The 13,148-nt window shown below is 57.9% G+C and carries 10 protein-coding genes; 3 read left to right on the forward strand and 7 right to left on the reverse strand.

Going from position 1 to position 13,148, the window contains the following annotated elements:
* Positions 1-46: 46 nt before the first annotated feature.
* The 3 genes from GQF00_RS06590 (at position 47) to GQF00_RS06600 (ending at position 1,748) form a co-directional block, all read left to right on the forward strand.
* The gene (locus GQF00_RS06590) at positions 47-769 is read left to right on the forward strand and encodes a hypothetical protein (protein WP_161318381.1); all 723 of its coding nucleotides are present in this window, start codon (positions 47-49) and stop codon (positions 767-769) included.
* A gap of 71 nt (positions 770-840) precedes the next feature.
* Entirely contained in the window at positions 841-1,182 is a 342-nt protein-coding gene (locus GQF00_RS06595; RefSeq protein ID WP_161318382.1) for a 4a-hydroxytetrahydrobiopterin dehydratase, read from the forward strand.
* Between the two features lie 107 nt (positions 1,183-1,289).
* Complete coding sequence (locus GQF00_RS06600) at positions 1,290-1,748, forward strand: YiiD C-terminal domain-containing protein (RefSeq protein WP_161318383.1); 459 nt, start codon at positions 1,290-1,292, stop codon at positions 1,746-1,748.
* 145 nt (positions 1,749-1,893) lie between these two features.
* Here GQF00_RS06600 and GQF00_RS06605 read toward each other — a convergent pair whose 3' ends face one another.
* The 7 genes from GQF00_RS06605 to aroB all read right to left on the reverse strand — a co-directional run bounded on the left by GQF00_RS06605 (position 1,894) and on the right by aroB (position 13,091).
* Entirely contained in the window at positions 1,894-2,679 is a 786-nt protein-coding gene (locus GQF00_RS06605; RefSeq protein ID WP_161318384.1) for a pilin, read from the reverse strand.
* A 60-nt stretch (positions 2,680-2,739) separates the two neighbouring features.
* Entirely contained in the window at positions 2,740-3,183 is a 444-nt protein-coding gene (locus tag GQF00_RS06610; RefSeq protein WP_161318385.1) for a hypothetical protein, read from the reverse strand.
* 71 nt (positions 3,184-3,254) lie between these two features.
* Complete coding sequence (gene hemE / locus GQF00_RS06615; RefSeq protein WP_161318386.1) at positions 3,255-4,316, reverse strand: uroporphyrinogen decarboxylase; 1,062 nt, start codon at positions 4,314-4,316, stop codon at positions 3,255-3,257.
* 168 nt (positions 4,317-4,484) lie between these two features.
* Positions 4,485-5,906 carry an FAD-dependent oxidoreductase gene (locus tag GQF00_RS06620; protein WP_161318387.1) on the reverse strand — a complete coding sequence of 474 codons (1,422 nt, stop codon included), beginning with the start codon at positions 5,904-5,906 and terminating at the stop codon, positions 4,485-4,487.
* 17 nt (positions 5,907-5,923) lie between these two features.
* Positions 5,924-10,387 (reverse strand): glutamate synthase large subunit, encoded by a 4,464-nt coding sequence (gltB, locus tag GQF00_RS06625; protein WP_161318388.1) that lies wholly within the window; start codon positions 10,385-10,387, stop codon positions 5,924-5,926.
* A 165-nt stretch (positions 10,388-10,552) separates the two neighbouring features.
* Positions 10,553-12,022 carry an SPOR domain-containing protein gene (locus GQF00_RS06630; RefSeq protein ID WP_161318389.1) on the reverse strand — a complete coding sequence of 490 codons (1,470 nt, stop codon included), beginning with the start codon at positions 12,020-12,022 and terminating at the stop codon, positions 10,553-10,555.
* Positions 12,012-13,091: a 3-dehydroquinate synthase gene (gene aroB, locus GQF00_RS06635; protein ID WP_161318390.1), complete on the reverse strand. Its 1,080-nt coding sequence runs from the start codon at positions 13,089-13,091 to the stop codon at positions 12,012-12,014. Before aroB ends, GQF00_RS06630 begins: the two co-directional genes overlap by 11 nt.
* Positions 13,092-13,148: the final 57 nt, after the last annotated feature.

Here is a 13,148-nt window from a genome sequence, read left to right on the forward strand (position 1 = left end):
TGCAACAAAAAGGTGTCTTGCAGCTTTTTTATATTCGGGGCGAATAATGAAAATAACCAAAACAGCCGCGTTGCTCTTCATGACATTCATGCTCTCACTGCTGGCAGGCTGCCAGGGGTTACAGGGTGAACGTGAAGGGGACTACTACTTCTCTCCCGCCGGGGCCTATATTCTCGATCTGAGCATCAACACTTTCCGTGGCGAAGTGGTGCTGGACGAGCGCTGTGACCGCAACGGTGGCTCGACCACTTTCTGGGATGGCAGTGGACGCCTGTTCCGGGCCGATTACCTTAACGTCCAGAACCACCCGATGATCGAAGCCCCACGCTTTGCATCAGACCTGACCCTGCTCAACCTGACGCTGAACAGTTATCTGCGGGATGTAGTGGCCAAGGCACCGATGATCACCAGCGCCGAAGCCTCCTACCGGGAATTCCTGGAGGACGCTGACCCCAAGGCCCTGTTCGCCATCATAGGCATCAATATCGATGCCGCCCAGGTAAAGGATATTGACGCGGAAAGTGGCACCTACTACTACGGATTCCTGCTCTTCAAGCGTGGCGACCTGATCTATGTCTTGCAGCATCGCCAGCCGGTACTCATGCCCGAAAAGATGAAGGCGGTACTGCTGAATCTGGCCGAAGGCATGGAAATTCCAGGCCGTGTACGTGATGACACCGACCTGGAAAAGCTGCGCCGCATTCTCAAGAAAATGGCCCCCGGCGGCACCGATGGCGACCCGGTTCGTCTGTGTGAGCCCAGCCAGTAAATTGCCAACTCGACATGGATCACTGACAATGGAAGCGCTATCCCATTGTCAGTGCGAGACGGGTAATCGTCATGAATACGCTGAATAACCAACCCTGCGAGGCCTGTCGGGCTGACGCCCCCGAGGTGTCAGAACAGGAAAAGGAATCGCTGTTTCCTCAGATCCCCGAGTGGATCCAGGTGGAAGAAGACGGCGTGGAAAAACTCCAGCGCCACTTCAGCTTCCGCAATTTTGAACAGGCCCTGGCTTTCACCAACCAGGTTGGCCAACTGGCCGAACGCGAAGGACACCATCCAGCCATCCTCACCGAATACGGCAAGGTGACCGTTACCTGGTGGACCCACAAGATCAACGGCCTGCACCGTAACGATTTTATTTGCGCCGCCAAGACGGACACCCTGCTCGACCAGTAAGCCCCTCTTTGGCCCCGACTGACCGTTTACGCCAGGGAACTGATCTAAACGGCTTCACGGAGCCGGCCACGGCTTTGTTAGCATCCCGATAACTGAGGAGAACTGACATGGCCCTGACCGAAGAACAGAAGAACCTGATCAAACTTGCCAGCGACAAGACCTTCCCGTTTGTGGAGCGCTGCGAAGTCCAGACCCTGGACGTGGACCGTGGCTACTGCAAGATGCTGATGCCGTTCAAGCCCAACATCAACCACGTTGGGATCATGTACGCCGGTGCGCTGTACACCATCGCCGAACTCCCCGGTGGCACCATCTACCTCACCTCTTTCGACACCAAGAAGTTCTATCCCATCGTCAAGGACATGTCGATCCGCTTCCGCCGCCCGGCCACCACTGACGTGACTGTGGAAGTCACCCTGAGCGAAGAAGAAATTCAGCGCATCGAAAGCACCACGGAAGAAGTGGGCAAGTGCGATTTCGAGTGGGATGTGGAATTGAAAGACGCCAATGGCGAGGTGGTTGCCATCTCGCACAACGTCTACCAGATGCGCAAGATTGGCGCGTAAAGCGACGCAACAACGCGGATGATGACGCAATCGACTCAACCGAAAGAGGCCGCACCCAATCCCCGGGCGCGGCCTCTTTTCGCTTTTCGCTTTTCGCTTTTCGCTTTTCGCTTTTCGTAGCTCGTAGCTCGTAGCTCGTAGCGAATTATTCCACTTGCTCACAGAAACTGTTCGGCCCCATATTTACCGTGGTTGTACATTGCCATTCCACCCCTCGCACGCTACCGGCATCCATAGGCCAGGTACTCAGGGAATGGCCCTCCAGCCGGCCAGCCAGTTCCAGTTTCAACAGCCCATCCTGTAGCAGGTAAGCACGCTTGATTCGCTCACCCACCACCTGCTCCGGTGCCACCCCAATACTGGAAAGGTCCTCCGGCCAATCACCGGTCATGGCGTAATATTCGACAATACGCATCCGCAGCGCAGCAACCGTACCGAAAACCTGTGAAAGTTCTGCACGGTCACGACTGCTGCTGAACAGTTCCCAGGTCTTCGGGTCAACCCCTGGTGGCGGCGGGTTATCGGATTCAGCAACCGGCGCCGGATTGCCGGCAGGCATGGGAACTCGCAGCGCCAGAGCATCAATATCAGCGTCATAGCGTGCCCGTACCGAGCAACGGGAGCCTGTCCACCGGCGCCCCTGCACATCGGGCTTTTCTGCGAACAACTGACTCCGGTAGGCATCATCCAGTACAGCCTGCTCCAGCCCCTGATCCTTATAAGCCAGGCGACGCTGCTCATAGGCATCGGTGGCGGAGATCACACTGAGCAGACTGACATGCAGCTCTTCGGTCATCTTTGTCAACGCACGATCACAGACCTGGCGCTCAGTCTCCCCGTCCTCGGCGCGCTCCACCTTTGCCAGCGCCAAAGACATGGAAAGCGCAGGTAGCGACCACCCCAGCAACAGCACTACAACCACTATCCTCATCACGCCCCCATTATGATTCATCATGGCCCCAGCCCCAGGAGCAGGGTCGCCCCTGACTTTTTAAAGTCCGAAAGCACCGGCGACTGAATGCCTGGATCTCATCTCGTTCATGCACATCTCCCGAGCCCTGCTGCTTGGGTATTTGCGCTGCATTTCAGATTGGTACTTTTCCCTGAATGCCTCAAAGTCGGAGGAAACGTTCTCATCGAAGACCGCTGCATAATGCTTTATACAAGGCTCCGCCTGGGCATAATCCGCCGCCAGGGTTTCGCGGCATACCCCCACCTTTCTCCGACCAAAGTTGTGCACCAACGCATCCAGGTTCACGTCGATGATCAGTTCAGCCCGGTCACTGTCACTCAAATTCGGCCCTCTGCTCTCCCGGACTTTCTGGTGGATCAGGTGTTCGCAGGATGATTCCGGATACGGATTCGCAGAGACCATGTTGCTACTGACTGAGAGCAGCAATAACGCGCCCCATACCACTACAGACTTTGCCCGCATAAAACGTCCTCCCTCATTGGCCGGGACGTGTCTGACATCAGCAGACCGGATCCGCTCAGCCGCCCCCTTTTCTATTTGGTACCGAACTCGTGTACCGCTTCGATAAATACCCGGGCATGTTCCGGGTCCACCTGCGGTGTAATCCCGTGCCCCAGATTGAAGATATGCCCCGGGTGATCCCCGAAATCGTCCAGGATACGTTTCACTTCTGCTCGGATGGCATCCGGTGAGGCATAGAGTACCGCAGGGTCCATATTGCCCTGCAACGCAACCTTGTGCCCGACACGGCGACGGGCTTCGCCGATATTGATGGTCCAGTCCAGCCCCAGGGCATCACAGCCGGTCTCCGCCATGGATTCCAGCCACAGTCCGCCGTTCTTGGTGAACAGGATGACCGGCACCTTGCGGCCATCGTGATCGCGAATCAGGCCATCCACAATCTGCTTCATGTACTTCAGTGAGAACTGCTGATACGCCTCGGCGGACAGCGCCCCACCCCAGGTATCAAAAATCTGGACAGCCTGGGCCCCGGCACGAATCTGGGCATTCAGATAGGACGTCACCGACTGCGCCAGCTTGTCCAGCATGGCGTGGGCCAGTTCCGGCTGGCTGTAAACCATGCCCTTGAGATGACGGAAGTCCTTGCTGGAGCCGCCCTCAACCATATAAGTGGCCAGGGTCCAGGGACTGCCCGAAAAGCCGATCAATGGCACACGGCCATTCAGGGCACCACGGATAGTGCTGACGGCATTCATCACATAGCCCAGGTCGGTCTCGGGGTCGGGGATCGGCAGGGCCGCCACATCCGCCTCGGTACGCACCACCTTCTTGAATTTGGGACCTTCACCGGTCTCGAAATACAACCCCAGCCCCATGGCATCAGGAATCGTGAGAATATCGGAGAACAGAATGGCCGCATCCAGCGGGTAGCGCTCCAGCGGCTGCAACGTCACCTCGCAGGCCAGATCTGCATTCTTGCAAAGATCCATGAACGATCCCGCATGCTCACGGCTGGCCCGGTATTCCGGCAGATAACGCCCGGCCTGTCGCATCATCCAAATGGGCGTGCGTTCGACGGATTCGCGATTAAGGGCGCGGAGAAACAGGTCGTTCTGGAGAGGAGCGAAAGTCATTGTTGGTCCTATCAGTCTGACGTCGGACGTCTGACGCCGGACGCCCTGAAACAAATTACAGAATTCAGCACTTTACCTTATTCCCGGCTCTGTGCGCATAACAAAAAGGCCCGCAATGCGGGCCTTTTGCATCCGACGTCAGACATCAGTTCCGACGTCCGACCGGACTTATACGTCCAGGTAATCCAGAATCCCCTTGGCGGCTTCGCGACCTTCCCAGATGGCGGTTACCACCAGGTCTGAACCACGCACCATGTCGCCACCGGCAAAGATTTTCTCGTTGCTGGTCTGGAACGGGAACTCCTGCTTTTCAGCAGCCGTTACGCGGCCGGAGTCATCCGTGGCCACGCTCTTCTCGGCGAACCAGTCCGCCGGGCTGGGGCGGAAACCAAAGGCGATGATGACCGCATCCGCCGGCAGAATTTCTTCACTGCCCGGAATCGGCTCAGGGCGACGGCGACCGTTGTTATCCGGTTCGCCGAGCTTGGTTTCAACAACCTTCACGCCTACCACCTTGCCATTCTCACCGACCACTTCAATGGGCTGGCGGTTGAAGAGGAACTGAACCCCCTCTTCCTTGGCATTGGCCACTTCCTTGCGCGAACCTGGCATGTTTTCTTCATCACGACGATAGGCACAGCTAACGGACTCGGCACCCTGACGGATGGAAGTACGGTTACAGTCCATGGCGGTGTCACCACCACCGAGCACAACCACACGCTTGCCGGCCATGTCGATGAAGTCCGCTTCGTCTTTTTCAAAGCCAAGATTGCGGTTGGCATTGGAAATCAGGAACGGCAGCGCTTCGAACACGCCATCGAGATCCTCACCGGGGAAACCGCCTTTCATGTAAGTATAGGTACCCATGCCCATGAAGACCGCATCATACTCGCTCAGCAGTTCATCAATGGTGACGTCCTTGCCCACTTCCACGCCCAGCCGGAATTCCACGCCCATGCCTTCAAACACTTCACGACGCTTGGCCATGACAGGCTTTTCCAGCTTGAACTCGGGAATACCAAAGGTCAGCAGACCACCGATTTCCTCATAGCGATCGAATACCACCGGCTTCACGCCATTGCGCACCAGCACGTCGGCACAGCCGATACCGGCCGGACCGGCACCGATTACGGCCACTTTCTTGTCGGTCCATACCACCTTTGACATATCCGGGCGCCAGCCCATGGCCAGGGCGGTATCGGTAATGTATTTCTCGGTAGCACCGATGGTTACCGCACCAAAACCGTCGTTCAGGGTACAGGCCCCTTCACAGAGGCGATCCTGCGGGCACACACGACCACAGACTTCCGGCAGGGAGTTGGTCTGATGACTCAACTCCACCGCTTCCATCAGGTTCCCTTCACTGATCAGCTTCAGCCAGTTGGGAATGTAGTTGTGTACCGGACACTTCCACTCGCAATACGGGTTTCCGCAATGCAGACAGCGGTGCGCCTGGTGCTCCACCTCCCGGGTTTCGAACGGGTAGTAGATTTCCTCGTACTTGTGCTTGCGGTCTTCAATGTCCTTTTTCTTCGGATCGTGCCGGGGCACATCGAGAAACTGGAAATTGTTGTTCAAACGCTCAGCCATGTTCTCTCCAACCTCTTTTATGCCGGATTGGCACGCGTGGTGTTCAGCAGGCTGTCCAGGCTCGCGGCCTTGGGCTTCACCAGCCAGAACTTGCGGCTCATGGCATCAAAGTTATCCAGAATGTACTGGCCCCATTCGCTGCCGGTCTCTGTAACGTATTCGCTGATCACGCCACGCAGGTGGCTGCGATGAGACTCGGTAGCTTCGGAGCTGATGCGATGCAATTCGATCAGTTCCGGGTTGATGCGGTCGAAGAAGTCGTTGTCTTCATCCAGCACAAAGGCGAAGCCACCGGTCATGCCTGCACCGAAGTTATGCCCGGTCTGACCCAGCACGGTAATACAGCCGCCAGTCATGTATTCACAGCAGTGATCCCCCGCACCTTCCACCACCGCGTGAGCACCGGAGTTACGCACCCCGAAACGCTCGCCGGCAGTGCCTGCGGCAAACAGCTTGCCGCCGGTGGCGCCGTACAGACAGGTGTTGCCAATGATGGCCGTTTCCTGGCTCTTGAACGGGCTACCCTGGGGCGGACGGATCACCAGCTTGCCACCGGCCATTCCCTTGCCCACGTAATCGTTGGCATCACCTTCGATATACATGTGCAGGCCACCGGCGTTGAACACACCGAAGCTCTGCCCGGCCGTACCGGTGAAGCGAACCTTGATGGGCGCGCTTTCCATACCCAGGTTGCCGTATTGCTTGGCAATTTCACCAGAGACGCGGGCACCGATAGAGCGGTCACAGTTGGTAATTTCGTAGTTGAAAGAGCCTCCGGACTTGTTGTCGATGGCTACCTTCATGTCCTCAGCCATTTTCTGGCTAAGTACCGCCTTGTCGAACGGCTCGTTTCGCTCAACCTGGCAATGGGTCGGCTTGTCCGCCGGTACCAGGTCATTGCGCAGGATCGGAGTAAGATCCAGCTTGCCCTGACGCGCAGTCTCACCTTCCAGCACCTTGAGCAGATCGGTACGACCGATCAGATCAGGGATACTCTTAACGCCCAGCAGGGCAAGCAACTCACGCACTTCCTGAGCCACAAAGGTGAAGTAGTTGATCAGCAATTCCGGACCACCGATAAAGTGTTCCTTGCGCAGATCTTCACGCTGGGTAGCCACGCCGGTGGCGCAGTTGTTCAGGTGACAGATACGCAGGTACTTACAGCCCAAGACGATCATCGGCACAGTACCGAAACCGAAGGACTCGGCACCCAGGATGGCCGCCTTGACCACATCCAGACCGGTCTTCAGACCGCCATCGGTCTGCAGACGGATCTTGTCACGCAGGTCGTTGCCACGCAGCGCCTGATGGGCTTCCGCCAGACCCAGCTCCCAGGGAGAGCCGGCATAGCGGATGGAGGTCAACGGGCTGGCCGCGGTACCGCCGTCGTAACCGGAAATGGTGATCAGGTCGGCATAGGCCTTGGCCACACCTGAAGCCACGGTACCCACACCAGGCTCGGACACCAGCTTCACGGACACCTGGGCATCCGGGTTGACCTGCTTGAGGTCAAAGATCAGCTGGGCCAGATCCTCAATGGAGTAGATGTCGTGGTGCGGCGGCGGTGAAATCAGGGTCACACCGGGCACGGAGTGACGCAGCCGGGCAATCAGGCTGTTCACCTTGCCGCCAGGCAGCTGACCACCTTCACCGGGCTTGGCGCCCTGGGCCACCTTGATCTGCAGCACTTCGGCGTTGACCAGATAATGCGGGGTCACACCGAAACGGCCGGAGGCAATCTGCTTGATCTTGGAGACGCGCTCGGTGCCGTAACGGGCCGGGTCTTCACCGCCCTCACCAGAGTTGGAACGGCCACCAATACGGTTCATAGCGGTGGCGATGGCTTCGTGGGCTTCCGGGCTCAATGCGCCCAGTGACATGCCCGCGGAGTCAAAGCGCAGCAGGATGTTCTGCAGCGGCTCCACGTCGTCTACGCTGATGCCATCCACGTCATCGCGCAGGGCAAACAGGTCACGCAGGGTGGCCACCGGACGCTTGTTGACCAGCTCGGCATACTCGCGGTACGCGTCGTAGTCGTTGTCCTGGGTAGCACGATGCAGGGCATGGATCACGTCCGGGTTAAAGGCGTGGTATTCCTTGCCGTGGATAAACTTGAGAATGCCGCCCGCATCAATCGGCTTGCGCTGCTTCCAGGCATCCTTGGCCAGATTCAGCTGATCGGCTTCGAAATCCACGAAGCCCGCCCCCTGGATGCGGCTTGCCACACCCCGGAAACACAGGTCGACCACTTCACTGTCGATACCGACAGCCTCAAACAGCTGGGCACCACGGTAGGAGGTGATGGTGGAGATCCCCATCTTGGAAAGGATCTTCATCAAGCCCTTGTTGATGCCCTTGCGGAAGTTCTTCTGCAATTCCACCGCATCGCCCAGCAGCTCACCGGAGCGCACCATGTCGGCGATTACATCGTAGGCCAGGTACGGATAAACCGCCGTGGCACCAAACCCGAACAGCACGGCGAAGTGATGGGAGTCACGGGCAGTAGCGGTTTCCACGATGATGTTGGCATCGGAGCGCAGGCCCACTTCGGTCAGTGAGTGGTGCACAGCACCGGTGGCCATCAACGCCGGAATGGTAAGAGTATCCTGGCTGATCCCGTGGTCGGTCAGCACCAGCACCACCTTCCCGTCCCGCACTGCCTTTGCAGCAGCGTCACAGACATCCAGCACCGCCTGCTTCAGACCCACCTGCGGATCGTAGTGCAGGCTGAGCTTGGCCACATCATAGCCTGGGCGGTCGATGTTCAGCAGGTTGGTAAACTTGGAGTGGGACAGCACCGGGGTGGACAGGATGGCGCGATCCGCATGATCAGCGGTTTCCTCGAATACGTTACGCTCGGCACCCACACAGGTTTCCAGGCTCATGACGATCGCTTCACGGAGCGGGTCGATGGGCGGATTGGTTACCTGGGCAAATTGCTGCCGGAAATAATCGGACAGCTGGCGCTCACGACGGGACAGCACCGCCATGGGCGTATCATCCCCCATGGAACCGGTAGCTTCCTGGCCGGATTCCGCCAGCGGACGCAGCACCTGATCACGCTCTTCAAAGCTGATCTGGAAGAATTTCTGGTAGCTGAGCAGGTCCTGCGGATCCACTTCATCGGTACGACCTACTTCATGGTCGTAATCCGCTTCGATACGCAGGGCATTGCTCTTCAGCCAGTCCCGGTAGGGATGGCGTACTTTCAGACGATTATCGATATCCCTGGTGTGCAGCACTTCACCGGTTTCGGTATCCACAGCCAGAATCTGGCCCGGTCCGACCCGGCCCTTGGCAACCACGTCTTCCGGCTTGTAGCCGTAGACGCCGATCTCGGAGGCCAGAGTGATGAAACCGTTCTTGGTGACAACCCAGCGCGCCGGACGCAGACCGTTACGGTCGAGCATACATACCGCATAACGGCCATCGGTCATTACCAGGCCGGCAGGTCCATCCCAAGGCTCCATGTGCATGGAGTTATATTCGTAAAAAGCACGCAGGTCTGCGTCCATGGTGTCCACGTTCTGCCAGGCAGGCGGGATCATCATGCGCACGGCGCGGAACAGATCCATGCCGCCGGACAACAGGATTTCCAGCATGTTATCCATGCTGGAGGAGTCGGAACCGGTACGGTTGACCAGCGGGCTCAACTCTTCCAGGCCGGGCAGCAGTTCATTGGCGAACTTGCTTTCCCGTGCCAGCGCCCAGTTACGGTTACCCTGCACGGTGTTGATCTCACCATTGTGCGCAAGGTACCGGAACGGCTGGGCCAGCGGCCACTGCGGCAAGGTATTGGTGGAGAAGCGCTGATGGAACACCACGATAGCGGTTTCCATGGCTTCGTCACCCAAGTCCGGGAAGAATGTCGGTAGATCCACCGGCATCATCAGACCTTTGTAGGAGATCACCGAAGCAGACAGGGAACAGACGTAGAAGTAGCCGTCGCTTTCGATGGCCTTCTCCGCATGGCGGCGGGCAAAGAACAAACGACGGTTCAGTTCCTGCTCGGTGTTGCCATCGGCGGCCACCAGCACCTGCCAGAATCCCGGCAGAGAGGCACGCGCCAATTCACCGAGACAGGCGTCGTCCGTGGGAACTTCACGCCAGCCCAGCACCTGCACATCCTGGGCGGCCAGGGCCGCATCGATAGCGGCTTTCTGCTTGTCCGCTTCAGCGCTGTCAGGATGAGTAAAGACCATCCCCACGCCGTAGTTGTCAGGCAAAGTAATGGACTGTTCTTGCGCAACCTTGCGGAAGAAAGAGTCGGGTTTCTTGAGCAACAGACCGCAGCCATCACCGGTTTTTCCGTCGGCATTAATGCCGCCCCGGTGAGTCATACATGTCAGTGCTTCAATGGCGGTTTGCAAAAGCTCGTGGCTGGCATTGCCCTCCATATGGGCAATCAGACCAAATCCACAGTTGTCCCGGAATTCTCCGGGCTCAGTGAGCCCCCGCACCAGCGTTGAGTTCTGCTGCATCAAAACCTTTTCCTCTTGAAATTCAGAGACTTACAGAAGGCAAATGGCGTCAGACTAGAGGTGACGGCAAAAAAGGGATATGCATTCTACACATTGCAGGGTTGGGCGACAAATTGAACACGCGCCCAACCCTTATTCTGGCCTGCCTGGGCGGCAGCGAACATCCTAAAGTTCGCTGCGAATGTCGCCCATCTTGCGGGGAAAAGGCCCGGCCTGCTGCAACTTTGCAGGAAGAGAAGACTTGGCATCCAGAGCAGCCTGACGGCTGGAATAATCCCCGGAAAGTACCAACCAGACCACTTTACCATTGCGCTGAGCCTCGTAGTAGGCCCCTTTTCGGGCCACCTGATCCAGCACCCTTCTGGCGCCCTCCTGCTGGCCGGTGGCGGTGATTTGCAGGAACCAGCGATCGTCATCCACCGTGGCCAACCAGCCCGCATGGCGATAGCCTTGCGCATCCACAAGCGGCGCAGGCTCCCGGGCAGCCTGCTCTTCCGGCTCGGTTACCGCAGGCTCTTGCTGAACAGGAACCTCTGGCTCTTCCGGCAGGGTCATGACGGTATCTTTTGGCGGCGGATCAGACTGCATGACCGGATCAGCCACCGGCTCAAGGATAACGTCTCCTTCATCGCGGGCTTCCGGCGCCGGATTTTGCAGGTCTTCCAATCGGGCCACAGGCTTCATGGTCGGTGCAAGCGGCTGGACCTCACCATCGCCCTCAGGCACTTCTTCCTCAACCTCGGAAGCTGCCGGCACAGGCAGCGCAATGGCTCGGGTGGCGTCCTCCTGTTCAGGGCCTGAAGACAAGGCAACCCACAACAGCACTACCACAACCAGCAAGCCTGCCACCGCAGCAATATGGCGCCAGGGCGGCGGCGCTTTCACCGCCCGCACAGCCTCATCTTCTGCGTCATACTCATCTTCATCTGCATCCTCATCGACTGCAGATTCATCAAACTCATCGCCGGCATCATGAGCGGCAAAGCGCATATCGTCATCACCGGCAAGCACTCCTGACCCCGGAGCGGACCTAGTGGAAAGCGCCTCGAGCAGCGCCCCCAGATTGCCCGCCGCCTGCTGGCACTGCGCCTCCGACTCGGCATCGTCCAGCTCGAGCCCCAACACAAACCAGGCGAGATCCTGCACATCTTCCGCCGCCAGCACCGGCAACGTAAGTACATCATCAATTCCCAATCCAGCCGCTCTGACCTGTTCCACCACGCCAGGCAAACCGCCAAAGAAATACCCCAGACGACCCGCCAGCTTTTGCTTCAGTGAGGCCATGGTAGACAGCGCCTCGGCAGACAGCTGCTCACTGTTATCCACCACTACCACGATGCGCCCATCCACCAGGGTGCGCCGCAGGGTTTCCGGTAATGCTGCACGGTCAATATCAAAATGGCGCAGCAGGGCATCCACGACAACATTACCGTCATGCTCATCACTGCCATCAATGCGCACCACTTCCAGATCATCAAGCAGCGCCATGACAGCCTGACCCAGCAAGGTAGAAACTCCACTACCCGCCTCGCCATCCAGCACCACCACAGACCCCAGTCCGGCATGGGCCGTTAGCGCATCCAGATAATCGCCGCGGGAGGCACCACTGAAAAAACGATCGTCATCAAACTCCACAAAACGCCTCCAGGGTCCGATCCAGCGCACCCTTGTCATAATCTGCCGTGACCACAGCCTGCCCCAGCGCTTTGAGCAACACCAGGCGAAGCTGCCCGTTGTGCACCTTCTTATCCATGGACATCAAATCGAGAAACTGATCCGGTGTCATGCCTTCGGGCACTGACACCGGCAACTCCCAGCGGGCCAGCAGTGCCGTCAAAGCCGACTCCAGATCCGGGTCGAGCCAGCCAAGCTCGCAGGACATTCGCACTGCCATGATCATTCCCATGGCCACAGCCTCACCATGTAGCCAGCGGGTGTAGCCCGTTGCTGTTTCCATGGCATGACCAAAGGTATGACCCAGATTGAGCAACGCGCGATTACCCTGTTCGGTCTCGTCATCCACTACTACCTGCGCCTTGTTTTCACAGCTTCGATAGATGGCTTCTGCAAGCAGGCTTGCCTCTCTGGACAACAACTTGTCGTTGTTGGTTTCCAGCCAGTGGTAAAAGTCAGGATCACGAATCAGCCCATACTTGACCACTTCGGCATAACCTGCTGCCAGTTCACGGGCAGGTAACGTATCAAGCACCCGGGTATCAATCAGCACGAGCCGAGGCTGATAGAAGGCGCCAATCATATTTTTGCCACAGGGATGATTGACCGCGGTCTTTCCTCCAACCGAGGAGTCCACCTGGGCCAGCAGTGTCGTGGGCACCTGAATAAAATCCACCCCACGCTGATAGCAGGCGGCCGCAAAACCCACCATATCCCCGATCACCCCACCGCCCAGCGCAATAAGGGTCGTGGTGCGCGAGTGACGCTTGCTCATTAGCGCATCGAAGATGGTTTCCAGGGTTTCAAGGGTCTTGTACTTCTCTCCGTCAGGGAGAATCAGGGTGTCACACTGAATACCGTCAAACTGGCGGGTCAGTTTATCGAGATAGAGAGGGCCTACGGTTTCATTGGTGACAATCATCACCTGATTGCCACTGACCTGCTCCGCCAGCGGAAAGCTGTCGAGCAACCCTTCACCGATGTGAATGGGGTAACTGCGCTCGGCAAGAGCCACCTGAAGTGTGCGCATCATCTCTCCGCAATTTGAATTATCGACCCAGCCAGGCGAGAGCCGCCTGCTGGCTTG

Source organism: Alcanivorax sp. DP30 (assembly GCF_009882945.1).
In the GTDB taxonomy this organism is placed as follows: Bacteria; Pseudomonadota; Gammaproteobacteria; order Pseudomonadales; family Alcanivoracaceae; genus Alcanivorax.